The sequence below is a fragment of the Falsigemmobacter faecalis genome (assembly GCF_003863335.1).
GTDB lineage: Bacteria > Pseudomonadota > Alphaproteobacteria > Rhodobacterales > Rhodobacteraceae > Wagnerdoeblera > Wagnerdoeblera faecalis.
Genome location: NZ_RRAZ01000003.1, coordinates 37,571 through 60,841, shown reverse-complemented (window position 1 = coordinate 60,841; position 23,271 = coordinate 37,571). Strand labels below are relative to the sequence as shown.

27 protein-coding genes are annotated in these 23,271 nt (G+C 65.3%); 15 read left to right on the top strand and 12 right to left on the bottom strand.

Annotated features, from left to right (window positions below):
* Positions 1-77 precede the first annotated feature (77 nt).
* The 4 genes from EG244_RS02530 to EG244_RS02515 all read left to right on the top strand — a co-directional run bounded on the left by EG244_RS02530 (position 78) and on the right by EG244_RS02515 (position 4,099).
* Positions 78-629: an RBBP9/YdeN family alpha/beta hydrolase gene (locus EG244_RS02530; RefSeq protein WP_124963445.1), complete on the top strand. Its 552-nt coding sequence runs from the start codon at positions 78-80 to the stop codon at positions 627-629.
* 253 nt (positions 630-882) lie between these two features.
* On the top strand, positions 883-2,244 hold the full coding sequence (locus EG244_RS02525; RefSeq protein ID WP_124963444.1) for an FAD/NAD(P)-binding protein: 1,362 nt from the start codon (positions 883-885) through the stop codon (positions 2,242-2,244).
* A gap of 39 nt (positions 2,245-2,283) precedes the next feature.
* Positions 2,284-3,537 (top strand): DNA polymerase IV, encoded by a 1,254-nt coding sequence (locus EG244_RS02520; RefSeq protein ID WP_124963443.1) that lies wholly within the window; start codon positions 2,284-2,286, stop codon positions 3,535-3,537.
* Positions 3,538-3,613: 76 nt separating this feature from the next.
* On the top strand, positions 3,614-4,099 hold the full coding sequence (locus EG244_RS02515; protein ID WP_124963442.1) for a hypothetical protein: 486 nt from the start codon (positions 3,614-3,616) through the stop codon (positions 4,097-4,099).
* Between the two features lie 3 nt (positions 4,100-4,102).
* Here the strand turns inward: EG244_RS02515 and rimM are convergent, their stop codons facing one another.
* The 6 genes from rimM to EG244_RS02485 all read right to left on the bottom strand — a co-directional run bounded on the left by rimM (position 4,103) and on the right by EG244_RS02485 (position 8,182).
* Positions 4,103-4,609, bottom strand: coding sequence for a ribosome maturation factor RimM (rimM, locus tag EG244_RS02510; RefSeq protein ID WP_124963441.1), 507 nt, complete (start codon positions 4,607-4,609; stop codon positions 4,103-4,105).
* 74 nt (positions 4,610-4,683) lie between these two features.
* Positions 4,684-5,034 (bottom strand): 30S ribosomal protein S16, encoded by a 351-nt coding sequence (rpsP, locus tag EG244_RS02505; RefSeq protein WP_124963440.1) that lies wholly within the window; start codon positions 5,032-5,034, stop codon positions 4,684-4,686.
* A gap of 41 nt (positions 5,035-5,075) precedes the next feature.
* Complete coding sequence (locus EG244_RS02500; RefSeq protein WP_124963439.1) at positions 5,076-5,372, bottom strand: chorismate mutase; 297 nt, start codon at positions 5,370-5,372, stop codon at positions 5,076-5,078.
* A gap of 17 nt (positions 5,373-5,389) precedes the next feature.
* On the bottom strand, positions 5,390-5,941 hold the full coding sequence (locus EG244_RS02495; RefSeq protein ID WP_124963438.1) for a GNAT family N-acetyltransferase: 552 nt from the start codon (positions 5,939-5,941) through the stop codon (positions 5,390-5,392).
* Positions 5,938-7,452, bottom strand: coding sequence for a signal recognition particle protein (gene ffh, locus EG244_RS02490; RefSeq protein WP_124963437.1), 1,515 nt, complete (start codon positions 7,450-7,452; stop codon positions 5,938-5,940). The genes EG244_RS02495 and ffh overlap by 4 nt, the downstream gene beginning before the upstream one ends.
* A 229-nt stretch (positions 7,453-7,681) precedes the next feature.
* Positions 7,682-8,182, bottom strand: a complete 501-nt coding sequence (locus EG244_RS02485) for an FxsA family protein (protein ID WP_124963436.1) — start codon at positions 8,180-8,182, stop codon at positions 7,682-7,684.
* 132 nt (positions 8,183-8,314) lie between these two features.
* On the opposite strand from EG244_RS02485, the gene EG244_RS02480 reads away from it, so the two are divergent.
* From EG244_RS02480 to EG244_RS02455, 6 genes are all read left to right on the top strand, one after another.
* Positions 8,315-8,986: a Tim44/TimA family putative adaptor protein gene (locus EG244_RS02480; protein WP_124963435.1), complete on the top strand. Its 672-nt coding sequence runs from the start codon at positions 8,315-8,317 to the stop codon at positions 8,984-8,986.
* Positions 8,987-8,996: 10 nt separating this feature from the next.
* A complete protein-coding gene (mltA, locus tag EG244_RS02475) occupies positions 8,997-10,001 on the top strand; it encodes a murein transglycosylase A (RefSeq protein WP_199737754.1) in 1,005 nt (334 codons plus the stop codon).
* A gap of 3 nt (positions 10,002-10,004) precedes the next feature.
* Positions 10,005-10,628: a Smr/MutS family protein gene (locus EG244_RS02470; RefSeq protein ID WP_124963433.1), complete on the top strand. Its 624-nt coding sequence runs from the start codon at positions 10,005-10,007 to the stop codon at positions 10,626-10,628.
* Between the two features lie 65 nt (positions 10,629-10,693).
* Positions 10,694-11,569, top strand: coding sequence for an SPFH domain-containing protein (locus tag EG244_RS02465; protein ID WP_124963432.1), 876 nt, complete (start codon positions 10,694-10,696; stop codon positions 11,567-11,569).
* A complete protein-coding gene (locus tag EG244_RS02460; protein ID WP_325050377.1) occupies positions 11,569-11,838 on the top strand; it encodes an NfeD family protein in 270 nt (89 codons plus the stop codon). The genes EG244_RS02465 and EG244_RS02460 overlap by 1 nt, the downstream gene beginning before the upstream one ends.
* 4 nt (positions 11,839-11,842) lie before the next feature.
* Positions 11,843-12,604: an SH3 domain-containing protein gene (locus EG244_RS02455; RefSeq protein ID WP_124963430.1), complete on the top strand. Its 762-nt coding sequence runs from the start codon at positions 11,843-11,845 to the stop codon at positions 12,602-12,604.
* Positions 12,605-12,645: 41 nt separating this feature from the next.
* Here EG244_RS02455 and pyrF read toward each other — a convergent pair whose 3' ends face one another.
* The 3 genes from pyrF to EG244_RS02440 form a co-directional block, all read right to left on the bottom strand.
* Positions 12,646-13,350 carry an orotidine-5'-phosphate decarboxylase gene (gene pyrF, locus EG244_RS02450; protein ID WP_124963429.1) on the bottom strand — a complete coding sequence of 235 codons (705 nt, stop codon included), beginning with the start codon at positions 13,348-13,350 and terminating at the stop codon, positions 12,646-12,648.
* A gap of 72 nt (positions 13,351-13,422) precedes the next feature.
* A complete protein-coding gene (locus EG244_RS02445) occupies positions 13,423-14,040 on the bottom strand; it encodes an enoyl-CoA hydratase/isomerase family protein (RefSeq protein ID WP_124963428.1) in 618 nt (205 codons plus the stop codon).
* Positions 14,037-14,783 carry an SDR family oxidoreductase gene (locus EG244_RS02440; protein WP_124963427.1) on the bottom strand — a complete coding sequence of 249 codons (747 nt, stop codon included), beginning with the start codon at positions 14,781-14,783 and terminating at the stop codon, positions 14,037-14,039. The genes EG244_RS02445 and EG244_RS02440 overlap by 4 nt, the downstream gene beginning before the upstream one ends.
* 157 nt (positions 14,784-14,940) lie before the next feature.
* Between EG244_RS02440 and EG244_RS02435 the strand changes: the two genes are divergently transcribed.
* The 4 genes from EG244_RS02435 to EG244_RS02420 all read left to right on the top strand — a co-directional run bounded on the left by EG244_RS02435 (position 14,941) and on the right by EG244_RS02420 (position 18,917).
* Positions 14,941-16,125: a DUF2125 domain-containing protein gene (locus tag EG244_RS02435; protein ID WP_158617220.1), complete on the top strand. Its 1,185-nt coding sequence runs from the start codon at positions 14,941-14,943 to the stop codon at positions 16,123-16,125.
* Between the two features lie 65 nt (positions 16,126-16,190).
* Complete coding sequence (locus EG244_RS02430; RefSeq protein WP_124963425.1) at positions 16,191-17,555, top strand: TldD/PmbA family protein; 1,365 nt, start codon at positions 16,191-16,193, stop codon at positions 17,553-17,555.
* A complete protein-coding gene (locus EG244_RS02425; protein ID WP_124963424.1) occupies positions 17,542-18,330 on the top strand; it encodes a 3'(2'),5'-bisphosphate nucleotidase CysQ in 789 nt (262 codons plus the stop codon). The genes EG244_RS02430 and EG244_RS02425 overlap by 14 nt, the downstream gene beginning before the upstream one ends.
* A 119-nt stretch (positions 18,331-18,449) precedes the next feature.
* Complete coding sequence (locus EG244_RS02420) at positions 18,450-18,917, top strand: Hsp20 family protein (RefSeq protein WP_124963423.1); 468 nt, start codon at positions 18,450-18,452, stop codon at positions 18,915-18,917.
* A gap of 154 nt (positions 18,918-19,071) precedes the next feature.
* On the opposite strand, the gene EG244_RS02415 is transcribed toward EG244_RS02420, so the two are convergent.
* The 3 genes from EG244_RS02415 to EG244_RS02405 all read right to left on the bottom strand — a co-directional run bounded on the left by EG244_RS02415 (position 19,072) and on the right by EG244_RS02405 (position 21,831).
* On the bottom strand, positions 19,072-21,003 hold the full coding sequence (locus EG244_RS02415; protein WP_124963422.1) for a vWA domain-containing protein: 1,932 nt from the start codon (positions 21,001-21,003) through the stop codon (positions 19,072-19,074).
* Complete coding sequence (locus EG244_RS02410) at positions 21,000-21,539, bottom strand: RNA polymerase sigma factor (protein WP_124963421.1); 540 nt, start codon at positions 21,537-21,539, stop codon at positions 21,000-21,002. Before EG244_RS02410 ends, EG244_RS02415 begins: the two co-directional genes overlap by 4 nt.
* A 100-nt stretch (positions 21,540-21,639) precedes the next feature.
* Positions 21,640-21,831 (bottom strand): DUF1674 domain-containing protein, encoded by a 192-nt coding sequence (locus tag EG244_RS02405; protein ID WP_124963420.1) that lies wholly within the window; start codon positions 21,829-21,831, stop codon positions 21,640-21,642.
* A gap of 112 nt (positions 21,832-21,943) precedes the next feature.
* On the opposite strand from EG244_RS02405, the gene EG244_RS02400 reads away from it, so the two are divergent.
* Positions 21,944-23,215: an RsmB/NOP family class I SAM-dependent RNA methyltransferase gene (locus tag EG244_RS02400; RefSeq protein ID WP_124963419.1), complete on the top strand. Its 1,272-nt coding sequence runs from the start codon at positions 21,944-21,946 to the stop codon at positions 23,213-23,215.
* Positions 23,216-23,271 lie beyond the last annotated feature (56 nt).

The following is a 23,271-nucleotide window of genomic DNA, read 5'->3' as shown; positions in this document are numbered from 1 at the left end:
TTTCTTTGAAAGTGCCGAAACACGACTTCCGGAGTAGAGTCAGGCCGTAGTGAGCAGACTGTACTCCGGAGACCGCCATGCATCGCACCCTTCTGGTTCCTGGCCTTGACGGATCAGAGCCCCCCCACTGGCAGCACTGGTGGGCGGTGACGGACCCGACCGCGCTGATGGTGGATCTGTCAAACCCCGCGCATCCCGACCCCGAGACCTGGGAGGCCGAACTCGCGGGGCTTTTGCTGCAACATCCTGATTCCATTCTGGTCGGTCATTCGCTGGGCGCGGTTCTTTCCGCCCGGGTGCTGGCCCGCTGGCCGCAGCTGCGCGTTCGGGCCGCGCTGCTGGTCGCCCCGGCAGAGCCTTCGGTCAGCCCCCGCACCTCGCCTTTCGGCGGCATTCCCCAGGTGGCCCTTCCGGGGCCGGTCACCCTGGCGGGCAGCCGCAATGATCCCTGGATGTCCTTTTCTCAGGCCGACAGCCTTGCGAAAATCTGGGGGGCTAACCTTCACGATCTGGGCTTTGCCGGCCATGTGAATGTGGCCTCGGGCTTTGGCCCCTGGCCTGAGGGTAAGGCGCTGCGCGATGACCTTCTGCGCAGCTTTGATCCCGAACAGCAAAGGGCAGCGTCATGAAGGGGTTTTTCCGCAATCCCAATCCGGATTTCCCGGATTATGCCGGGCTCGCCATCGCCGTTGTTACGCTGATCTCTCTGGCGGACTTTATCCTGCTGTCCTGAGTGATCGGAAATGCCCGTCCCGCCTTGCTTTTCCCCTGTCGGCAGGGCCAGAATGGCCGCACCGCGGGTCCCGCTGCGGTTGCGCCGGTGGCAGTCCCTGCCCTGCGGCCCGCTGTGGGACCGCTCAGCCAGACAGGAACTCCGATCTTATGACGCCCAGCCCCGCTGCCCCACCGATGACGCCCCTGCACGCCGGGGCGCGGATCACGATTATCGGCGGCGGTGCCACGGGCATGCTGATCGCGGCGCATCTTCTGTCAAAAGACACCGCGCAGTTTCACGTGACCCTGATAGAGGGCCGCTTTGAGCCTGGCCGCGGCCTGGCCTATTCGACCCGCGATCCTGACCATCTGCTGAACACCCGCGTCATGCAGATGTCCGCCTGGCCTGAGGCGCCCGAGCATCTGCTGACCTGGCTGCGGGCGCGCCCCGAGACCTCAGATAAAGGCCCGCAGGATTTCATCAGCCGCTGCCTTTATGGCGATTATCTCACCGAACTTGCCAGCCCCTGGAAAGACAGCGGCCGGCTGGAGATCATCGCAGATCAGGCGCTGCATCTTTCAGAAGATGGCCTCAGCGTGACCCTCGCCTCCGGGCGGGTGGTGACGGCGGATCTGACGGTGCTGGCCACCGGCCATGCGCTGCCCGAAAGCAATCCCGATGATCCGGTGACCGGCGCCTGGGATTTCCGCGCCCCCGCCGACCAGGAGGCGCAGGTCGTCATCATCGGCACGGGGCTGTCGATGGTCGACCAGGCCCTGTCGCTTCTGAACAAAGGCCACCGCGGGCCCATTCTGGCGGTCTCCCGCCGGGGGCTTTTGCCGCTGGCCCATGCGCCGTCGCAGCCGCTGAAGCTGGTGCCTGAGGATCTGCCGCTGGACCAGGGCGTCTCGCAACTGCTGCGCTTTTTGCGCGCCAAAGCGCGGGCGGCAGAGGCGGCGGGCGGCACCTGGCGCGATGTGGTGGATGCGATCCGCCCCTTCATCGCAAAAATCTGGCAGGCCTGGCCCGAGGCAGAGCGCCGCCGCTTTCTGCGCCACGGCAGCTCCTGGTGGGAGGTGCACCGCCACCGGATCCCCGATGCCTCTGACCTGCGTCTGCGCCAGGCCATGAAGGACGGGCAGTTGAGCATTCTGCGCGCAGGCTTTCAGAGCGCAGGCCGCGCCGGGGACGGCAGCCTGACCGCCACTCTGCGGCCGCGCGGCAGTGGGGTTCTGACGGAGGTTCCGGCCGCCTTTATCGTCGACTGCCGCGGGATCCGCCGCGATCCGGTCGCCCATGCTTCGCCGGTTCTCGCGGATCTCTTTGCCCGTGGCTTCGCGCGAAAAGACCCCCTGAGCATTGGCCCGGATGTGACGACGGACGGGCGGCTGATCACCCAAAGCGGGGCGCTGATGCCCGGTGTCGTGGCCCTGGGCCCGCCCACCCGTGCCGCGCTGTGGGAGATCACCGCGATCCCCGATATCCGCGCCCAGGCCGCCGCGCTGGCCGCAGCGCTGGCCCCCGCCTGAGCCCTTGGCGGGGGCGGGCAAAAGGCGCATATCTGGCGCATGCCCGCCCTTTGCCGCGACTGCCTGACCCCGCTGACGACCGGCCCGCGCTGCCCGAAGTGCCGCAGCCCGCGGGTGATTGCGCATGAGGAACTGCATGACCTCAGCATCGCGCATCTCGATTGCGATGCCTTTTATGCCAGCGTTGAAAAGCACTTAAACCCCGAGCTGCGGGATAGACCGCTGATCGTGGGGGGCGGCACGCGCGGCGTGGTCTCGACCTGCTGCTATATCGCGCGGATCTATGGCGTGCGCTCGGCCATGCCGATGTTTGAGGCGCGAAAGCGCTGCCCCGAAGCGGTGATCGTGCCGCCGCGGATGTCGGTCTATGCCGAAGTCTCACGCGCCCTTCGCGCCCGAATGGAGGCGCTGACCCCCGCGGTGGAGCCCCTGAGCCTCGATGAAGCCTTTCTCGATCTGACCGGCACCGAGCGTCTGCACGGTGCCCCCGCCGCGCATCTTCTGGCCCGTCTCGCCCATGAGGTGGAGCGCGATCTGGGGATCAGCCTCTCGGTCGGGCTGTCGCATAACAAGTTTCTGGCGAAGATCGCTTCAGACCTCGATAAGCCGCGCGGATTTTCGGTGATCGGGCGTTCGGAAACCGCGGCCTTTCTGAAGGGCAAACCCCTGCGCATTCTCTGGGGCGTGGGGCTTTCCACCCAGGGCGCGCTGGAGCAGGCCGGGATCCGCTCGGTCAGCGACATCCTGGATTGGGATCTGCGCGATCTGACCGACCGCTTCGGGCAGACCGGAGAGCGGTTGTGGCATCTGGCGCGCGGCATTGATACGCGCAAAATCAGCCCGCATGACCGGCCGAAATCCATCTCAAAAGAGACCACTTTCGACCAGGATCTGACAGATACCGAACTTTTGTTCAGCCACCTTTGGCGCTTAACCGAACAGGTGGCCGACCGCGCCAAAGCCAAAGAGCTGGAAGGCAAGACTGTCACCGTCAAAGTAAAACAGGCCGATCACCGCATCCTCACCCGCCGCCGCAGCCTGCGCGAGCCTGCGCAGCTCGCCGATGCCATCTGGCGGGTGGCGGAAGATCTGCTGCGCGAACTGGCCCCCAAAGCGCCCTTCCGGCTGCTGGGCGTGGGGATCTCGGATCTTACCACGGCATCGGGCCGCGATCCTGCGGGCGATCTGCTGGATCCCGACGCCGCCCGCCGCGCCGCGGCCGAGCGGGCCGCCGACCGCATCCGAGCGAAATTCGGAGCCGATGCGATCATCAAAGGCCGCGCCCTGCGCTAAAACCTCCCGCTGCGCCATAATCAGGCCACAACAGAGCAGGATGCTCGGGAGCGCACTTCGCCCGAAGGGACTCGCGATGATCATCGAAGGCATCCGCTTTGACATGTCCTGGCAACAGGGTCACAGCCCGGAAGCGGCCTTGCCAAAACTTCACGGTATTTACTGCGAGGTGCTTTGGCCGGTGCGCGGCATCCGCATTGGCGTGTCGCAAAACATCGCCGCCCGGCATCGGGGTCATAAGACCTGGATGCGCAGCATGAAAAAGGGCACCGGCAACCGCAGCCAGCGCTCTGGTCCGCTGGCCAATCATGCGAAGGACTGGGGAGACCTGGGACTGGAAACCTTTGCGCTTTCCACCGATCCGCGCCTGGCAGATCCCGCTCTGCGCCTGCAGTGCGAGACTGTGCTGCACCGCTGGGCTGAAACGCAGCGCGACTGGAAGAATTTCAACGGCGAGAAATGGCGGCCCGCGAATTACGGGCATTCGGTGCTGGATGAGCAAAAGGCCGCAGATCAATACGGCATCCTGCTGCGGCACTCGCGCGCCGCAGCGATGCTCTGAGGCTCAGACCTCTTCCGGCGGGTCGACGATCATCCGGCCACCGGCCAGATCCACCGTCGGCACCACGGCCAGGGTGAAGGGCAGCAGCATCGGCGATTTCATCCCCGGGCCCATGATCTCCAGCAGGTCGGACGCGCCGTGATTCAGCACAGCCTTCACCTTGCCAAGCTCCGTGCCGCCGGTATCAAGCACCGTCAGACCGATCAGATCGGTGTGATAGAACTCGTCATCCGGCAGCGAAGGCAGCCGCGAGCGATCCGCAAAGAGACGAAGGCCACGGGCGGCCTCGGCCTGATCGCGGGTGGTGATCCCGCTCATCCGGGCGGAGAGGCCATTGTTGAGAATGCCGGTCAGAACCAGGTCAAACTCCCGCTTGCCGTCTTCCGAGTAGAGCGGCGCGTAATCCGCGATCGCGGCGGGGTCCGCGCAAAAGCTTTTCAGGCGCACTTCGCCTTTGACACCAAAGGCGCCCCCGATGGCGCCGACGCAAATCCGATCCGATCCGGCCATTTGTCCTGTCCTCAGAAAGCAGAAAGCCGGGCGCCCGAAGGCACCCGGCAGATATCACTGATCCGCAGGGATCATTATTCAGCAGCAGCTTCCGCTTTTGCAGCTTTTTCAGCAGCGCGTGCGGTGGCTTTTTTGCCCGGAACAGCCGATTTCGGGTTGTTGCGAACAGCTTTGGTTTTCAGGCCTGCAGCTTCCAGGAAGCGTGCAACGCGGTCGGTCGGCTGTGCGCCCTGCGACAGCCAGTACTGAACGCGCTCAACGTTCAGTTTGACGCGGTCTTCTGCGTCTTTTGCCAGCAGCGGGTTGTAGGTGCCCAGCTTCTCGATGAAGCGGCCGTCGCGCGGCATGCGAGCGTCAGCAGCAACGATTGCGTAGTGCGGACGCTTTTTCGAACCACCACGGGCGAGACGGATTTTCATGGACATGAGGGTATCTCCTTAAGGATGTTAGGACCGGCAACACCGGATTACTGTTGAAAGGTCTCGTGATGCCGGATGACTTCCGAGATGATGAACGCCAGGAACTTCTTGGCGAATTCGGGGTCCAGATCGGCCTCTTTGGCCAGCCGTTCCAGACGCTCGATCTGACGCGCTTCGCGCGAGGGGTCCGAGGGGGGAAGCGCGTGTTCAGCCTTCAGTTTCCCCACGGCCTGGGTGTGCTTGAACCGCTCCGCCAGAGTGAAGACCAGAACGGCATCGAGCCGGTCGATGGATTCACGATGCGTCCGCAAAATCTCTGCGGCACGGCTGACGGCGTCGGTCATAGGGGCCCCTCCCTGGGTCATGCGTAAGCCTCGGGGCTGCCATCGGCCAGCTGATCGGCTGACGGATGACGCCAGATATCGACCACAGTGCCGCGCAGCTCAAACTGCCCGTCCGGGCGCGCACCCATCCGGCGCGCCAGCGCAGCAGAGGGGGCATTATCGGGCGCAATCAGGCTGATCGCCGTGCTCCAGCCAAGCTGGCCATAGACGAAGGCACGGGCTGCTTCAGCCGCTTCGCGGGCGATGCCTTTGCCTTCAAACGCCGGATCCCAGAGCGTCCAGCCGATTTCCGGCTCCGGCCAGCCCTCGGGGCACCAGGGACCAACGGTGCCGATCGCCCGGCCCGAGGCCTTATCCGTGATCACAAAGAAGCCGTAACCGCGCATCACCCAATGGCCGATGATATGGCCAAAGCCGCGCCAGGCCAGATCCGCCGCCAGCGGCCCCCCAACAAACCCGCCGCGATCGCCCGCCATAAAGGCAACGTAGGGCGCGAAATCATCCGCCTGCGGTGCCCGCAGGATCAGACGTTCCGTCTCCAGCACAGGGGTGTTGGCGAGGGTGATCATTTGCGCTTCATCAGCCCCGAAAGGCCCGAAGGCAGCGACATGCCGCGCGGCAGGCCAGGCATACCGCCGCCCATACCGCCGAGACCCGGCATATTCATGCCTTCCTGCATGCCCTTCGACAGCTCTGCCAGCTGATCGGGGCTCATTTTCGACGGGTCAGGCATGCCCTTTTTGGACATCATCATTTTGATGGCCTGTTTCATCATGCCACCCTTGCCCATCTTCTTCATCACATCCGCCATCTGACGGTGCATTTTCAAAAGACGGTTGAGTTCAGCCACATCAAGGCCGGCACCGGCCGCGATCCGCTTTTTGCGGCCCGCCTGCAGCAGATCGGGATTGGCGCGCTCTTTTTTGGTCATCGAGTTGATGAGAGCGACCTGGCGCTTGAGCATGGTGTCGTCAAAGCCGGCACCTTCCGCCGCTTTGGCCATTTTGCCCATGCCCGGCAGCATGCCCATGACGCCCTGCATGCCGCCCATTTTCATCATCTGTTCGAGCTGCATTTTCATGTCGTTCAGGTTGAACAGACCCTTGGCGAAACGCTTCGCCATGCGCTCTGCCTGCTCGGCCTCAAAGGTCTCGCGGGCTTTTTCCACCAGGGCAACGATGTCGCCCATGCCAAGGATACGGCCTGCAACGCGCTCTGCGTCAAAGACTTCCAGGGCTTCAGACTTCTCACCCAGACCGACAAAGCGGATCGGCTTGCCGGTCACAGCGCGCATCGACAGCGCCGCACCGCCACGGCCATCGCCGTCCATCCGGGTCAGCACAACGCCGGTGATGCCGACTTTGGCGTCGAATTCCTGGGCCACTTCCACGGCGACCTGACCGGTCAGGCCGTCGACGACCAGCAGGGTTTCGCGCGGCTGCGCGACCTGGCTGACCTGCGCCACCTCATCCATCAGGGCAACGTCGATCTGCAGACGGCCCGCGGTGTCGAGGATGTAAACGTCATAGCCGCCCAGCGTCGCCTGCTGTTTGGCGCGCTTTGCGATCTGCACGGCCGACTCACCCGCCACGATCGGCAGGCTGTCGACGCCGATCTGCGTGGCCAGAATCGCCAGCTGCTCCATCGCGGCCGGACGCTGGGTATCCAGCGAGGCGAGCAGGACTTTCTTGCCCTCACGCTCTTTCAGACGGCGGGCCAGCTTGCCCGAAGTGGTGGTCTTACCCGAGCCCTGCAGACCGACCATCAGGATCGGTGCGGGCGGGTTGTCGATCTTCAGCTTCTCGGTCGGGCCATCGCCCTGCAGCATCGCCACCAGCTCGTCGTGGACGATCTTGATGACCTGCTGACCGGGGGTCACCGATTTGGTAACAACCTGACCCGTCGCCTTTTTCTGCACCGCTTTGATGAAGTCACGCGTGACGGCCAGCGAGACGTCCGCCTCCAGCAGGGCCACACGAACTTCGCGCAGTGCGGTGATGACATCGGCCTCGTTCAGGGCACCCTGACGCGACAGTCGCTCGAATACGCCGCCAAGGCGCTCTGAGAGATTCTCGAACATGCGGGGCCTCCTTCGTGGCACGCGGATCACAAATTCCCAGGGACCAAAGCGGTAACGCACCCACGGGCGCAACGCGCTGGCGGATGGCGATCCCGGCCGAAGGCCATGGGACCGGAATGTTCACTCATTCCGGATTTGGGGTCAGCCATAGGCCGGAAAGCGCGAAAGAGTCAAGCTTTCCAGGGGCTGCAAAGCAAAGGGGGCGAAAAATCGCCCCCTCACGTTCCTGTCAGTCCGGCTGATGCCAGCCCGACCGCCCACCCTGCCCGGGCAGCGGAGGCGCTGCGCTGCGGATCTCGGTGGCCTCTCCGTCGATGATATCGCCCTCGGCCGCAGCCCCCGGCGCCGCGGTGCGGGGACCAGGGCCCGGACCGCGCTCAAAGCCGCGAAAGGTAAAGACCCGGCTCTGTCCGGCCATGAGGCGGCTGACGATCCAGCCCCCGATCAGGCGGCGCACCGGCGGCAGCAGCAGCAGGAGCGCGACAAAATCCGACAGAAAGCCCGGCAAAAAGAGCAGCAGCCCCACAAAGCCGCGCATCACCCCCGCAGCCCCCGCATTGGGGGGCCGCCCCACAGAGCGCATCATCGACGAGCCGATCAGCAGCGCCGCCACAAGCCACAGCACTGTCGGCCAGAAACCCAACAGATCTCCGGCAATCACAAAGAGAAAGATTTCGGCAAGGGGCCACAGAAGGAGGGGCAGCAAAACGCGCAAAGACAGGCCTTTCATGTCAGTTTTCCCGAGCCGCAGGTGGACTTGCGGGGGGGCGTCCCCTACATATGGGAACAACCGCTGTAAGACCAACCCCTCGCCCCCGATTTCAGGACCTGAGACCGGAGGCGATACCCCAACCGAGGCCCCATGAACTCTGCATTGATCCAACTTCTGGTCCTGGGCGCGATTGCCGTGTTCCTGATCCTCAAGCTGAAATCGGTTCTCGGGACCCGTGACGGCTTTGAACGCCCCAAAAAACCGATCGGCACTCCGGCTGAGCCCGATGCGGAACCGGCGCGCCGCGACCTGCGCGTCATTGAGGGCGGCCCCGATCACGACATCGTTGACCACGTCCCCGCAGGCTCCTCTGCCGCCACTGCGCTCACCGCGATGAAAAAGGCCGAGGCGGACTTCTCTGCGACCGAATTCCTCAATGGTGCCCGGGGTGCCTATGAATGGATCCTGATGGCCTTTGAGAAAGGCCGGATGGATGAGATTGTCCCCTTTCTCTCCAAAGAGGTCTACGACAGCTTCCAGTCGGTCGTCGATGCGCGCGAGCGTGAGGGCCTTTCGATTGACGCCACCTTCATCGGTATGCGCGAGCTGACGCTGCAGGATGCGACCTTCAATCCTGCCACCCAGGACGCCGAGATCACCGTGCGCTTTGTCGCGGAGCTCACCTCTGTGGTGCGCAACCGTCTGGGCGAAGTCGTTGAGGGCAGCCCGACCGAGGTGAAACGCCAGCGCGATGTCTGGACCTTTGCCCGCCGCCTTGGCAGCGATGATCCGAACTGGCAGCTGGTCGCCACCGGAGAGTGAGTTTGCGCGGGTGCGGGCTCTGGCCTCCGCCGCGGTCTTCGGCCTCAGCCTTGCGATGAGCGGCGCTGCGGCCCAAACCGTGAGCTTTGATGATCTTCCCGGCTGGGCTGAGGATGATCACACTGAGGCTCTGGCGGTATTCACCGAGACCTGTGATCTGATGCGGGCGCCTGACTGGGCGCCCCTTTGCGCTTTGGCGCGGGACGCCACCGATGCCCGCGCTTTCTTTGAGATGTTCTTTCGCCCGGTGCTGACCGGAGAGCCGCCCGCCCTGTTTACCGGCTACTATGAGCCGGAACTGAGCGGCTCTCCCATCCGCACCCCGCGCTTCGCCTGGCCGGTTTACGCCCGCCCGCCTGAGTTTGACGGCAAAGGGATTTGGCACAGCCGCGATGTGATCGAAGACCGCGGGCTGCTGCGGGGCCGCGGGCTGGAACTGGCCTGGCTCGACGATCCGGTTGAGGCTTTCTTTCTGCAGATCCAGGGCTCAGGCCGCATCAAGATGAGCGATGGCTCAGTCCTGCGCCTGGGCTTTGCCGCCAAGAACAACCACCCCTACCGCTCCATCGGGGCCGAGCTGATCCGCCGCGGGGCCATGGCTGCGCATCAGGTCTCGGCCCAGGGCATCAAGGCCTGGGTGCGGGCCAATCCGGGGCCGGGACTGCAGCTGCTGCGCCATAACCCTTCGTTTGTGTTCTTTCGCAAACTGCCGGATCTGGCGGCCCATCGCGGCCCGATCGGGGCCATGGGCCGCAGCGTCACCACGCTGCGCACGCTTGCGGTGGACCCGGAGTATACGCCGCTGGGCGCGCCGGTCTGGATGGAGAAAGGCGGGGCCGCTCCGATGAACCGGCTGATGATCGCCCAGGACACCGGCACCGCCATCAAAGGCGCGCAGCGCGCGGATATTTTCTACGGCACCGGCGCTCCTGCCGGTGAAGCGGCAGGGCGCATCAAAGACCCCGGCCGGATGATCACTTTGCTGCCGATTGAGCAGCTGATGGCGGGAGACTGAGCCATGGCCCGCCGCCGCACCCTGCGCCCCGATGAGCGCGAGCTCTGGGACAAGGTCGCCCGCACCGCTGAGCCGATGCACAAGACCCGCAAAGCCCCCGAGCCGCCGGAACCTGCCGCTGCGCCGGAGGTCTCGGGCCGCCCGCTGATCCCGCCGCCCCTGCCGAAGCCGCAGCCTTTCCGGCTTCCGGCCTCTCTGCGGCTGGGCACTAAGGCGCGCCCTTCTGCCACAAAGGTCGATCTGGCCCCCACGCCCGCCGAGGCCCTGGCCGCTGCACCGATGCGCATGGATGCGGGCACGCATAAATCCATGACCCGCGGCAAGGTCAGCCCCGAGGCGCGGCTCGATCTGCACGGGCTGACCCTTTCGGAGGCGCATCCCGAGCTGATCCGCTTTTTGATGAACGCACAAAGCGATGGCAAACGTCTGGCGCTGGTCATCACCGGCAAGGGCAAGGACCGCGATGACGGCGGCCCGATCCCCTCACGCATCGGGGCGCTGCGCCATCAGCTGCCGCATTGGCTGGCGCTGCCGCCGCTCAGGCATATCGTGCTCCAGGCCTCTCAGGCGCATCTCAAGCATGGCGGTGCGGGGGCCTGGTATATTTACCTGCGCCGTCTGCGCTGAAGGTTTGACCCAAAGCCCGGCCCGCGTCAGACTGCCCGAAGAGATGCAGTCAGAAAGTGCGCGGCATGGAAGAGTTCATTGGCAGAAACCTGGTCTGGATCGTCCTTGCGGTCCTTCTGCTCTTCGTGGCGCGGCTCACGATCCGCATCGTGCCCCAGGCCGATAAATTCGTGATTGAGCGCTTCGGCAGGCTGCACAAAGTTCTGGGGCCGGGGCTGAATGTCATCACCCCTTTCCTCGACCGCGTGGCGCATAAAATCTCAATCCTTGAGCGGCAGTTGCCGGTTTCACGCCAGGATGCGATCACCGCCGATAACGTGCTGGTCCAGGTGGAAACTTCGGTCTTCTACCGCATCATCGAGCCGGAAAAGACCGTCTACCGGATCCGCGATATCGACGGGGCGATCACCACCACGGTCGCCGGTGTCGTGCGCGCGGAGATCGGGATGATGGACCTTGATGAGGTGCAGTCGAACCGCGCGCGGCTGATGGCAAAAATCCATTCCAGTCTTGCAAGCGTGGTCGACGACTGGGGCATTGAGGTGACGCGGGCTGAGCTTCTGGACGTCAATCTTGATGATGCCACCCGTTCGGCCATGCTGCAGCAGCTCAATGCTGAGCGCGCGCGCCGCGCCCAGGTGACCGAGGCCGAGGGGCTGAAACGCGCGGTCGAGCTGCGCGCCGATGCCGATCTTTACGCCGCCGAGCAGCAGGCCAAGGCCCGCCGCATCAGCGCCGATGCCGAGGCCTATGCCACCGGCGTGGTGGCCGCCGCGATCCGCGAAAACGGGCTCGAAGCCGCGCAGTATCAGGTCGCCCTGAAACAGGTCGAAGCGCTTGGCGAAGTGGCCAAAGGGGCCGGAAAACAGACCATCATTCTGCCCGCCGATGCCATTTCGGCCTTTGGCGATGCGTTCAAACTGCTGAAGGGACGGGGCTGATGCTGAGCGCCTGGTGGCTCTGGGTATTGGGCGGGCTGGTGCTGGCCGGGCTGGAACTCGCAGTGCCTGGCTATTTCTTTCTCGGCTTTGCGGCGGGGGCCGTCCTGACCGGGGGACTGGCTGCGCTTGGGATCGCGGGGACGCATACTGCGTTAACCCTGGTGATCTTTGCTCTGCTTTCAGCGGTGGCCTGGGCGGCGCTGCGCTATGTCTTTGGCGTGGCAGAGCGCGATGTGAAGATCATTCGCCGCGATATCAACGAGGACTGACACCATGCGCCTGATGCCCTGCCTCTTCGCGATGTCCCTGATGAGCGCGCCTGCGCTGGCGGCGGGCGGCACATGGGAGCTTCTGGCGGAAACGGGCGGATGCACCGTCACCCTGGTCCCCGAAATGATCGATGACGGCATCTTTTTCGTCGACCGCGGCGAGGCCGACTGCGGTCCCGATATCGGCCGCATCACCGGCTATGCGCTGAATGATGAGGGCGGCGAGATCGTCTTTTACTCGACCCTCGAAGGGGTCGATCTGGTCGGGCAGATGGCGCGCGAGGCCGAGGGGCTGTACCGTGGCACCCTGCGCAATGGCGTCGCCCTGCGGATGGAGCATACATCCGGGCCCAAAGGCATCGCCGATCCGCGCACCGGCCTGACCACCGGCGAAGACCTGGCTCCGGCTTTTGCCGAAAGCGGGGACGAGACCACCCCGCCCTCCGCCGAGATGCCCGAAGAAACCGCGCCCCCTGGCAACTGCCGGACCTATGCGGGCGGGCGCAGCTGTGCCGCGGAGGAAGACATCGACGCCCCTCCGGGCGGGCAGCTGCAGACCCTGACGCGGATGAACCTGCGCGACATCGCCGGCACCAGCGGCTCAGGCGTGGTCGGCCAGGCAGAGGCCGGCACCTGCTTTGATGTCAGCCTTTGCGACAGCGATGCCGAAGGGCGGCTCTGGTGCAGCGTCAGCACCGCCGCACTCTCAGGCTGGATCCTGAAGCAGGATGCCGGGACGGTCTATTCGCGCAACAGCTGCCTCTGACGAAAAGGGGGCCCGAAGGCCCCCCCTGACGCTTCAGCACCTCAGCGCTTCAGCGCCGCCAGTTCGGCGTTGATCGCCAGAACGGCCTGGCGCGGATCTGCCGCTTTCCAGACCGGACGGCCAACGACGATATGATCAGCCCCGTCAGAGATCGCCTGCGCAGGCGTGGCGATGCGCTTCTGATCGCCCAACTCTGCCCCGGTCGGGCGCACACCCGGCGTCACGATCAGCTTGCCTGCCGCTTCGGGCAGCGCGCGGATCAGCGCGGCCTCCTGGGGCGAGGCGATCACGCCATCCGCCCCGGCTTCCAGCGCACGGGCCGCACGCTCCAGGGTGATCTCACGAATATCGCCCGGAACGATCAGATTGTTGTCGAGATCCGCCCGGTCAAGCGAGGTCAGCACGGTGACAGCCAGGATCTTCGTCGCGCTGCCCTTACGGCCTTCGGCCGCCGCCCGCACCACCTGCGGATCGCCATGCACCGTCAGGAAGTCGAGATCGAACTGCACCAGACCGCGCACCGCCGCCTCAACCGTTGCGCCGATGTCAAAGAGCTTCATATCGAGGAAGATGCGCTTGCCATGCTCCTGCTTCAGCTCATTGGCCAGCGCCAGACCGCCACCGGTCAGCATGCCAAGGCCGATCTTATAGAAGGAGGCCGCATCACCGATCTTTTCGGCCAGCTCAAGGCCCGCAAGCGCGTTGGGCACATCCAGCGCCACAATCAGACGATCATCCGCAGTCATCGGGCTCTTCCTTTGGGTCAGGGGGCAAACGGCTGAGGCGATAATCCCCGCCTGCCCCCCGCGCAAGCCTTTTCAGCCCGGGATCATGGCGGCAATCGCCGCAGCATGACCGGGTTTCCCCTCCAGCACCGGCGCAGCGAGCGCCTTTGCGGCGTCCAAAAGCGCCTCTCGGGCGACGAGGCGGTCCAGAAGCCCCCAGGCCAGCGCCTCCTCAGCGGGGATTTTCTCGCCGCAGACCAGCACCATCTTCGCCCGCGAGGGCCCCACCAGCGCGCGCAGCCGCGCCGGATCTGAGGGTTGGGGCAGATAGCCCAGCTTCATCACCGGATAAAACACCGACATCCCCGGCACGCCCAGACGGATATCACAGGCCAGTGCCATGCCATTGGCCCCGCCCGCAAGCGTGCCGTTCAGCGCCGCGATGCTGAGGCCCGGAAAGGCGGCAATGGCCCCCGACACTTCCTCCCAGAGGGGAGAAACGGCCAGCCCGGCCTTTGCCTCCTCGAGATCGGCCCCGGCGGAAAAGACTTTGCCCTCTCCGGTCAGGATCAGCGCCTTTGCCCCGGCCTCTGCTGCCCCCCGCACCGCGTCGCGCAGCGCAATCAGCATCTCAGACGTCAGCGAATTCGCCTTATCGGGCCGCGCAAGGGTCAGGAGGCGCAGCCCGCCCTCATCCGCGACGCGGATCACGCGATCAGCCCCACGGCGCGGCGGATCTCATCGTCGCGCAGCGAAACCTCTGCGCCGTCAAAGCGGGTGGCTTCGGCGCCGCACATCCACACCAGGGTCTTTGCGGGCCATTCGGGCGGCACATGAGCTGACCAGTCCAGCTGGCTGACCGGATTGATGCCGCTGGCCTTAATGGCGCGCTGCATATCGGTGGCCACGGTTCCGGGCGACAGCGAGAGCACCCGCACACCGGCGGGACCCGCCTCAAGATGGGCGGCGCGGGTCAGCATGAAAGCCCCGGCCTTGGACGCGCAATAGGCCGCCCAGCCCTCCAGCGGGTTATAGGCCGCCCCTGAGCCGACGGTCAGGATCACCCCTCTGCCCCGGGCGATCATGCCCGGCAGCACCGCCTGCATGCCGTTATAAACCCCGCAGATATTGATCGCGAGCGTCTGGTTGAAATCCTCAGGCGAACCATCGGTGATCCGCGCCACCGGACCGATCACCCCGGCATTGTTGATCAGCACCTCTGCCGGGCCAAAAGCGGCCTCAGCCTGCGCGATCGCCGCTTTCAGCGCGGGCGCATCGGCCACATCACAGGGCAGCGCCAGACCGCCGGTCTCTGCGGCCAGGCTCTGCAGCGCATCGGCTGAGCGCGAGATCAGCGCCAGCCTGGCGCCCTTTGCGGCGAACTCCCGCGCGGCGGCGGCCCCGATCCCCCGTGCCGCGCCGGTGATCACGACCAGTTTACCCTTCAGCTCCATCGTCTTTATTCCCTGCTGTCGCTTTGCTGCCAAGGTTAGGCAGCCCTGCCGCCCCGCCGCAAGCAAAAGCCGAAAGGCTTGACCGCTGCCGGGGCGGCTGAAATGATTTCGCCGGAAAATTGCCCCCAGTGGCCTGAAAGGTTTCAGAATGTCCTTAATGCGTCAGAGTGTGTTTACCGGTGCTTTCGTTCTCCTCTCTGCTCCGGCTTTTGCACAGATCAGTGCCGATGAGCTGTGGAAGAACTGGCAGGCGGTCAGCGCGGATATGGGCTATGAGCTGGCGGCCGGGGATCTGGTGCGCAGCGGTGACCGGCTGGTGGCGAAGGATGTGACCTTCAACATGTCGGCTGACGATGTGAAGATCATCAACCGCGTGCCCGAGATGGTGCTGCGGGAAACCGGTGGGGCGGTGGAAGTCACCACCTCTCCCGACTGGCTCAGCGAGACCACCGTGAAGGTCGAGGATGAGACCCAGACCATCACCACCACCCTCAGCCAGACCGGCTATCTGATGACCGTAACCGGCACCGCCGCTGAGCCTGCCTATCAGATCAAAGCCGACAGCCTGTCGTTCGCGCAGAAAATGCCGATCACCGAAGGGGGTGCAAAGACCCCGGGCTCAGTGAACACCAGCGGCACCCTGAGCGGGCTTGCCGGGGATTTCACCCTGACCGGCAGCGGTGAGGCGCAGCAGATGCGCTATAACTTCATCGCCGCCGATATGAAGATGGTGCTGAAAGCCGATGGCGGCGCCGATCAGCGCAGCAGCTTTACGCTGGATGTGAAAGACATCGCCTCGGATTTCCAGGGCAGCCTGCCCCCGAAAGCGGCAGCTGAGACCGATCTGACCGCGCTTTTGAAGTCCGGCCTGAACGGGGTGTCGAACAACAAAAGCGGCGCTGTGGAGTTCACGGTGGATGTCACCTCGCCCGATCTGCCCTTCAAGGGGGAGGGGCGGTTCAGCTCAACCTCCAGCAGCTTTGGCATGACCGATTCTGAGATTAAACTCGATCTCGACCTGAACGGCATTCAGGCGGGTCCTGCGGGCGACAAGCCCAGCGCCTCGGATCTGCTGCTGCGCGGTCTGGCCCTGCTGAACCCCAATGCCACCGATGACGATGAGGCCTTCAAATCCGGCACTCTGACGGTGACGATCAACGACAGCCAGGCGCTGCTGGACAACCTCAGCGCCACCGGCCTGATCCCGGCCGATCAGATGATGGGCGTTCAGATGATGCTCGCGATGTTCTCAAAAGCCGGCGAGAAGCCCGGCTCGCTCACCAGCACCCTTGAGATCACCGAAGCCGGTGACTTCCTCGTCAACGGACAATCGATGCAGTAAGCCCGCTTGCCTCAGAGCATCCCCCGCGCTACGCCGGGGGTGCTTTTACGTGAAAGGACGGCCCCATGTCCGGCAACCGCTTTGACCCTGCCACCCTCGAAGGGCTGACCGCCCGCCTGCTCGACGCCGCCCGCAAAGCCGGGGCAGAGACGGCAGATGCCGTGGCGGTGGCAGGCGATGCCGTCTCCATTGATGTTCGCGGCGGCAAGCTGGAACAGGCCGAACGCGCCGAGGGCTTTGACATCGGCCTTCGGGTGCTGATCGGGCGCCGCCAGGCCTCGGTTTCGGCCTCGGATATTTCCGATGATGTGATCGCAGGCATGGCCGAGCGCGCCGTCGCCATGGCGCGCGAAGCCCCCGAAGATCCGACCGCTGGCCTCGCCGATCCCGCGCAGCTGGCCCGTCACTGGAACCAGGCCGCCCTTCAGATGATCGACCCGGCCTCTGCCCCCACGGCGGCAGAGCTGCAGGAAGATGCCCTGCGGGCTGAGGCTGCGGCACAGGCTGTGGCCGGGATTTCCCAGGTCGACAGCTCTTCGGCCAGCTATTCGCGCCGCGCCTTTCATATGGCCGCAACCAACGGATTTTCAGGGGGTTACGGCCGCACGGGCCGCGCGATCTCCTGCGTGGCGATCACCGGCACCGGCACCTCGATGGAGCGCGATTATGCCGGCGAAAGCCGCGCCTGGGCGGCGGATCTTCCCTCGCCCGAAAGCATCGGCCTGCTGGCGGCAGAGCGCACTCTGGCCCGTGCGGGGGCCAAGCGCCCGCCGACCGGGCGCTATCCGGTGCTTTTTGATGAGCGGATTTCCGGCTCGCTGATCGGGCATCTGCTCTCGGCGATCAATGGCACCGCGATTGCCCGCGGCTCCAGCTTTCTGCGTGATAAACTCGGGCAGCAGGTTCTGCCCAAGGGAATGGATCTGATTGAAGATCCCTTCCGCCCGCGGATCTCCGGCTCGCGCCCCTTTGACGGTGAGGGTCTGGCCACGCAGCGCCGCGCCTTTGTGCGGGACGGTGTGCTGGAAAGCTGGATCCTCGATCTTGCGACCGCGCGCAAACTGGGGATGGAAAGCACCGCCAATGCCGCGCGCGGCACCGGTGGCCCGCCCGGTCCCAGCGCCGGGAATATGACCCTGACGGAAGGCCGTGTGAGCCGCGAAGATCTGATCCGTCAGATGGGCACCGGGCTGATCGTGACCTCGATGATCGGCTCCACCATCAACCCGACGACGGGGGATTATTCGCGCGGTGCCGCAGGCTACTGGGTTGAAAACGGTGAGATTACCGGCCCGGTCAATGAATGCACCATCGCCGGAAATCTGATCGATATGCTGGGCCGCCTGATCCCGGCCAATGACGCGCGACGCCATCTTTCGGCTGTGGTGCCAAGCCTTCTGGTTGAGGGAATGACGCTTGCGGGGGCCTGAGGCAGATCTCTCTTTGCTCAGCGACACTTTGCGCGAAGCGGGGAAACTCGCTTTGCGCTACTGGCGGCATAAGCCGAAATTCTACGACAAACCCGGCGACGCAGGGCCGGTCTCTGAGGCCGATCTCGCGGTCAATGATCTGCTGCTCGCAAAGCTGCGCGCGGCGCGGCCCGATTATGGCTGGCTCTCTGAAGAGACGGCCGATACCCCCGACCGCCTGAGCCGTGACGACTGCTTCATCATCGATCCCATTGATGGCACCCGCAGCTTCATCCAGGGCGAAGACACTTTCGCCATTGCCGCCGGGATCTGCCACCAGGGCCGCATGACCTCGGGGGCGGTCTATCTGCCCGCGCTGGAGCGGCTCTATACCGCCCATGCCCATGGCCCGGCCCTGATGAACGGCCAGCCGATCACCGCCTCAGAGCGCAGCGAGCCGGATGGCGCCACCATGCTGACCGCCACCCCCAACCTGACCCCGGCACAATGGCCGGGCGGGCTGCCGGATGTGCGCCGGGCCTTCCGCCCCTCGCTGGCCTATCGGCTCTGCCTCGTGGCAGAGGGGCGCCATGACAGCATGGCCAGCTTCCGCCCGACCTGGGAGTGGGACATCGCCGCCGCCAGCCTGATCGTCGGGCGCGCAGGCGGCACCGCCAGCAGCGGCAGCGGCGCACCGCTGCTCTTCAACACCCCCGAGGCCCGCATCCCCTCGGGCGTTCTCGCGGCGGGCGCGGCCCTGCACGCAAGGCTGCTCGCGCTGCACCTGCCCTCTTGAAACCCGCCCCGGGGCTTCCCAGATCATCCTCACCGGAGGCCGCAACGGGTCCGGACAGTGACCGCTCTGCCCATCATCGGGAGAGCATCTGACTCTGACATCGCTCAATGAGGATGACCATGCGTAATATTGATTTTGCTCCGCTCTATCGTGCCACCGTCGGCTTTGACCGCCTCGCCGATCTGATGGACCGCACGCTGAGCGCAGATAGCGTGACCAGCTATCCGCCCTATAACATTGAGAAAACCGCTGAGAATGCTTACCGCATCTCGGTGGCTGTCGCCGGCTTCTCGCCCGATGAGCTCTCGGTTGAGGTCAAGGAAAGCACGCTGCATATCACCGCCCGCAAAGGCGCTGAGCCTGAGGGGCGCAGCTATCTGCACCGCGGCATCGCCACCCGCGCCTTTGAGCGCCGCTTCGCGCTCGCCGATCATGTGAAGGTCACCGGCGCTCTGCATGAAAACGGCATGCTGCATATCGATCTGATGCGGGAAACCCCCGAGGCGCTGAAACCGCGCCGCATTGAGATCGCCACCACCCGCAGCGCGGAGACCAAAGTCCTCACCGCTGAGCCTGTCGAAATCTGACAGCGCCTCCATCGCGACCGGCCTGCCTCGTAACAGACCGCTTAAATGACCAACGGGGCGCAGAGATCTGCGCCCCGTTTTGGTATTCGGGGGTTCCCGAAGGGGGCGCTGCCCCCTTCGGCGGGGGTCGGGGGCAGCGCCCCCGCGTCCCCCTTCACTTTTTCCCCAGGGCCTCCGCCAGCCGCATCAGCTCCACCGCCGCCGCGCGGTACCCAAAGCGGTCCTCGCCCTTGGCGCCCTCTGCCAGCGCCACCGCATCCTGGTAGCCCCAGGCCCCCAAAAACCGACTGCCGCTCAGCAGCTGACCAAAGCCCGCCACAGCCGCCGCAAAGCGGGCATCCGGGTCCGGCTCTGCTGAAAGCATCGGCACCGCCCGCTCAATCAACCGGCTCACCGTCTCGCCCGGTGCCTTATAGCGCAGCTTCAGCCAGCCCGCCTCCTCCGCCGCCCCGCCCAGGGTCTCGCGCCCATAGCGCAGCGGCTCACTCAGCCGCGCGGCACTGCCCACCGGGGTGATCTCATAAAGCGCCGTCACCTGATGACCCGCGCCAATATCCCCGGCATCCACTTTGTCATCGGCAAAATCCACGCGGGCGAGGGCCCGGGTCTCATAGCCAATCAGCCGGTATTCAGCCACCTGGGCCGGGTTCCATTCGACCTGGATCTTCACATCCCCCGCGATGGTAAACAGCGCCCCCGCCGCCTGGTCCGCCAGGACTTTGCGGGCCTCTTCCGCGCTGTCGATATAGGCGGCCTGGCCATTGCCGTTCTGCGCCAGCGCCTGCATCAGCGCATCATCGAAATTGCCGCGCCCAAAGCCCAGAACCGACAGCGCAATCCCCGAGTCCCGCTTCGCGCTAATATAGGTCTTCAGCGCCTCGGGATCAGAGATGCCGACATTAAAATCGCCGTCCGTGGCCAGAAGCACCCGCCCTGTCCGCCCGTCACCCGCCATCTGCCCCGCCAGGCGATACGCAAGCTCCAGCCCCTCCCCCCCCGCAGTGCTGCCACCGGCCTGCAAAGCGCCAAGCGCATCGAGGATCTTCCCGCGCTCCGCCGCAGAGGTGGGCGGCAGAACCTCTCCCGCCGATCCGGCATAGGCCACGATCGCCACCTGATCTTCCGGCCGAAGCTGCCCCAGCAGCAGCGAGAGCGAGGTTTTCAAAAGCCCCAGACGGTCCTCTCCCTCCATCGAGCCGGAGGTATCGACCAGAAACACCAGATTCAGCGCCGGGCGCTCCGCCAGCGGCGGCAGTTTTCCCTGCAGACCAATGCGCACCAGGTCTTTCCCCTCCGCCCAGGGGCTGGCGAAACGCGCGATAGTCAGACTGAAGGGCTCAGGCGCCTCTGCCGCCGGGGCCGCGTAGTCATAGGGGAAATAATTCACCATTTCCTCAACCCGCACCGCGGCCGGATCCGGCATCTGCCCGCCGCGCAGGCTGCGCCGGATCCAGGACCAGGAGGCAGTGTCGACATCCACCGAGAAGGTCGAGACCGGCTCTTCCGCCGTCACCTTCACGCCTGCGCTCTCAAATTCCGCAAAGCGGTCCGAGCCCGCAGGCGGCAGGGCTGCCACGTCAGACATCTGCGCCGCCGCCCCCGCCGCAGGCCGCGCCATGCGGTGCATCGAAGGCGCGGCCCCTCCCCCGTTCGCCATCTTCGGCGCGGGCGAAATGGGGGCCGGCAGGGCCATGGCATCGGCGTTGCTGATCTCGCTTTGCGCCGCCATCGGAGCGGCAGCCTCCGGGACAGGCACGGCCTCAGGCAGCGCAACGGCACCGGGCCGGGGCTGCTGCGGCAGGGTCACAAGCGTCACACCCAGGGCCAGGACCGCTACGGAAGTCGTGGCTGCAAGCGCCGCACGAGAGGTCAGACGGCTCAACATATCTTTCACTCCTGAGAACAATCCGCCCCACTGCGGGCGGTCCTTCTCAGGACGCAGCCGCCCGGCCTGATCCTGGGCGAGGGCGTCAAAATTCTCCATCGCGCGGGCCAGGATTTCGGCGCGCCGCGCGGCATCAGCCTGCGGGGCCGCCCCCTTCAGGGCAGCGCGCAGGCGGTCCATTTCATCGCGGGGCTCTGTCATGCCTTCGCCTCCCGGGCCGCGAAGTCGCGCAGCCGTTTTTTCACTTCAGACATCCGCCAGGACACCGTGCCCTCGCCAATGCCCAGCACCTCTGCCGCCTCTGCCTGGCTCAGATCTTCGCCAAAGAGGAGTGCCACAGTGTCGCGCAGATCGCCCGGCAAAGCGCGCATCGCCTCATAAAGCCAGCGCTCGGCCTCGCGGCCCGTCGCGATCTCATCCTGGCGGGCGAGTTCGTAATCGCCCCAGCCGCTCGCCGCCTTTGCCTGCACCGCCTGACGGCGGCGGCGGTCATGGGCGGCATTGACCACCACGCGGTAGAGCCAGGTCGTAAACTTTGCCTCACCGCGCCAGCCCGAGAGCTTGCGCGGCAGGGCCATGCAGACGTCCTGGGTCAGATCCTCGGCCTCTGCCTTTGTGCCCGTCAGCCGCCAGCACAGGGCATGAATCCGGTCGTAATGACGTGAAATCAACGCACTGAAGGCCGCGCGGTCACCCGCTGCCGCCGCAAGAGCCAGGTCACTGTCAGCTGTTTCCATCCGCATAATACCACTGAGACGCAGGCCGGAGCAGAAATCCTGGCGTCCCTCCAATAAATTCAAAAGAAAAACGCGCCGGAAATCCGGCGCGTCTGAAAGCTTAAAAATCGACGGCGAGGCCCTTTTTCTCCCAGTCGCCGTAGCGCACGGGCTCGGGTCCGCTGCGCCCGCCCAGTTCAGGCGCCAGGTTCAGATCCTGCGCCAGGCGGCGGCGTTCAGCCGCTTCGGCCAGCGCACGCTGCGCGGCGGGGGGAAGGTCAGGGCGGGGGCCGTCCTGGGTGTCGTCGCTCATGGGCCGCGTCCTTTCAGACATTTCCTTAAAGGGTCTGCTGCGTTATATGCGCCAAAACCCTGCCGGGAAAAGACCGGCCGGGCCAGGTGTGTTTCACGAAAGGATCAGGAACATGGCAGAAGGTCAGGCAGCCCGCCGTGGCGCAGTGGTACTTTTACAGGAAGTGACCGCCAAAGGCCGGACCATTGCTGAGATCCTGTCGGATGCAGAGAACCCGCTGAAAGAGCTGTCGCCGCAGGATCGCGCCCGCGCCCAGCGGCTGGCGCTGGACACCCTGCGCCGCATCGACAGCTGCGATGAGGTGATCGCGCGCCAGGCAGAGCGCCGGCCCGGCCTTTTCGTGCTGAACATCCTGCGTCTGGCCACGACGGAGCTGTCGCTGCGCCCGAAGGATGCCCATGGCATCGTCTCGGAGGCCGTGAACCTGGCGCGGGGCGATGACCGCTCGGCTCAGGCGGCGGGTTTCGTCAATGCGGTGCTGCGCAAAGTGGCCTCTTCGAACCTCCGGTTTGAGCCGCAGCGCCTGCCTTCGTGGCTGCGCCAGCCGCTGGTGCAGCGCTTTGGCAAAGCTGCCGTTCGCGCCATGGAAGAGGCGCATATGGCGGGCGCGCCGATCGACATCACCCCGAAAGATCCGGCCCGCGCGGCGGAACTGGCGGAACGTCTGGAGGGCGATCTGCTGTCCACCGGCTCGATCCGGCTGAGCGCCGGGGCCCAGGTCTCGGCTCTGCCGGGCTTTGCGGAAGGCGAATGGTGGGTGCAGGATACCGCAGCCGCCCTGCCCGCAAAGATCCTGGATGTGCAGCCTGGCGAGAAGGTTCTCGACATGTGCGCGGCACCTGGTGGCAAGACCATGCAGATGGCCGCAGCCGGGGCCGATGTCACCGCGCTCGATATGTCGGCCAAACGGATGGAGCGTCTGGCCGAGAACCTGGCGCGCACCGGTCTGAGCGCGCAGCAGGTGGTGGCGGATGCCCTGGCCTACGGCGTTCCGAACCAGTTTGATGCGGTGCTGCTTGATGCGCCCTGCTCGGCCACCGGCACGATCCGTCGTCACCCGGAGCTGCCTTTCATCAAAGATCCCGCGGATCTGAAAGCACAGAGCCGTCTGCAGGCGCAGATGATTGATCAGGCGGTTTACGTGCTGAAACCTGGCGGGCGGCTGGTGTTCTGCACCTGCTCACTGCTGCCGGAAGAGGGCGAAGAGCAGATGGCTTCGGCGCTGTCGCGGCACAAAAACCTGCAGCGCGACCAGAAAGCCGTTGCGGGCTGGCCCGGTGCCTGGGATGCCAAGGGCGGCGGGCTGCGCCTGCGCCCCGATCACATGGCGCAGGAGGGCGGCATGGACGGCTTTTTCATCGCAGCCTTCCGGAAAGACGGCTGAGAGTCTGCACCCCTCGTGACAGCCTCGCAACCTGCGGTTATGATTGCGGGGCATCC

Bases quoted from the DNA above. Each gene is read 5' to 3' on its own strand.
- EG244_RS02530 (WP_124963445.1), top strand. From the start codon at position 78: ATGCATCGCACCCTTCTGGTTCCTGGCCTTGACGGATCAGAGCCCCCC.
- EG244_RS02525 (WP_124963444.1), top strand. From the start codon at position 883: ATGACGCCCAGCCCCGCTGCCCCACCGATGACGCCCCTGCACGCCGGG.
- EG244_RS02520 (WP_124963443.1), top strand. From the start codon at position 2,284: ATGCCCGCCCTTTGCCGCGACTGCCTGACCCCGCTGACGACCGGCCCG.
- EG244_RS02515 (WP_124963442.1), top strand. From the start codon at position 3,614: ATGATCATCGAAGGCATCCGCTTTGACATGTCCTGGCAACAGGGTCAC.
- rimM (WP_124963441.1), bottom strand. From the start codon at position 4,609: ATGGCCGGATCGGATCGGATTTGCGTCGGCGCCATCGGGGGCGCCTTT.
- rpsP (WP_124963440.1), bottom strand. From the start codon at position 5,034: ATGTCCATGAAAATCCGTCTCGCCCGTGGTGGTTCGAAAAAGCGTCCG.
- EG244_RS02500 (WP_124963439.1), bottom strand. From the start codon at position 5,372: ATGACCGACGCCGTCAGCCGTGCCGCAGAGATTTTGCGGACGCATCGT.
- EG244_RS02495 (WP_124963438.1), bottom strand. From the start codon at position 5,941: ATGATCACCCTCGCCAACACCCCTGTGCTGGAGACGGAACGTCTGATC.
- ffh (WP_124963437.1), bottom strand. From the start codon at position 7,452: ATGTTCGAGAATCTCTCAGAGCGCCTTGGCGGCGTATTCGAGCGACTG.
- EG244_RS02485 (WP_124963436.1), bottom strand. From the start codon at position 8,182: ATGAAAGGCCTGTCTTTGCGCGTTTTGCTGCCCCTCCTTCTGTGGCCC.
- EG244_RS02480 (WP_124963435.1), top strand. From the start codon at position 8,315: ATGAACTCTGCATTGATCCAACTTCTGGTCCTGGGCGCGATTGCCGTG.
- EG244_RS02470 (WP_124963433.1), top strand. From the start codon at position 10,005: ATGGCCCGCCGCCGCACCCTGCGCCCCGATGAGCGCGAGCTCTGGGAC.
- EG244_RS02465 (WP_124963432.1), top strand. From the start codon at position 10,694: ATGGAAGAGTTCATTGGCAGAAACCTGGTCTGGATCGTCCTTGCGGTC.
- EG244_RS02460 (WP_325050377.1), top strand. From the start codon at position 11,569: ATGCTGAGCGCCTGGTGGCTCTGGGTATTGGGCGGGCTGGTGCTGGCC.
- EG244_RS02455 (WP_124963430.1), top strand. From the start codon at position 11,843: ATGCGCCTGATGCCCTGCCTCTTCGCGATGTCCCTGATGAGCGCGCCT.
- pyrF (WP_124963429.1), bottom strand. From the start codon at position 13,350: ATGACTGCGGATGATCGTCTGATTGTGGCGCTGGATGTGCCCAACGCG.
- EG244_RS02440 (WP_124963427.1), bottom strand. From the start codon at position 14,783: ATGGAGCTGAAGGGTAAACTGGTCGTGATCACCGGCGCGGCACGGGGG.
- EG244_RS02435 (WP_158617220.1), top strand. From the start codon at position 14,941: ATGCGTCAGAGTGTGTTTACCGGTGCTTTCGTTCTCCTCTCTGCTCCG.
- EG244_RS02430 (WP_124963425.1), top strand. From the start codon at position 16,191: ATGTCCGGCAACCGCTTTGACCCTGCCACCCTCGAAGGGCTGACCGCC.
- EG244_RS02420 (WP_124963423.1), top strand. From the start codon at position 18,450: ATGCGTAATATTGATTTTGCTCCGCTCTATCGTGCCACCGTCGGCTTT.
- EG244_RS02415 (WP_124963422.1), bottom strand. From the start codon at position 21,003: ATGACAGAGCCCCGCGATGAAATGGACCGCCTGCGCGCTGCCCTGAAG.
- EG244_RS02410 (WP_124963421.1), bottom strand. From the start codon at position 21,539: ATGGAAACAGCTGACAGTGACCTGGCTCTTGCGGCGGCAGCGGGTGAC.
- EG244_RS02405 (WP_124963420.1), bottom strand. From the start codon at position 21,831: ATGAGCGACGACACCCAGGACGGCCCCCGCCCTGACCTTCCCCCCGCC.
- EG244_RS02400 (WP_124963419.1), top strand. From the start codon at position 21,944: ATGGCAGAAGGTCAGGCAGCCCGCCGTGGCGCAGTGGTACTTTTACAG.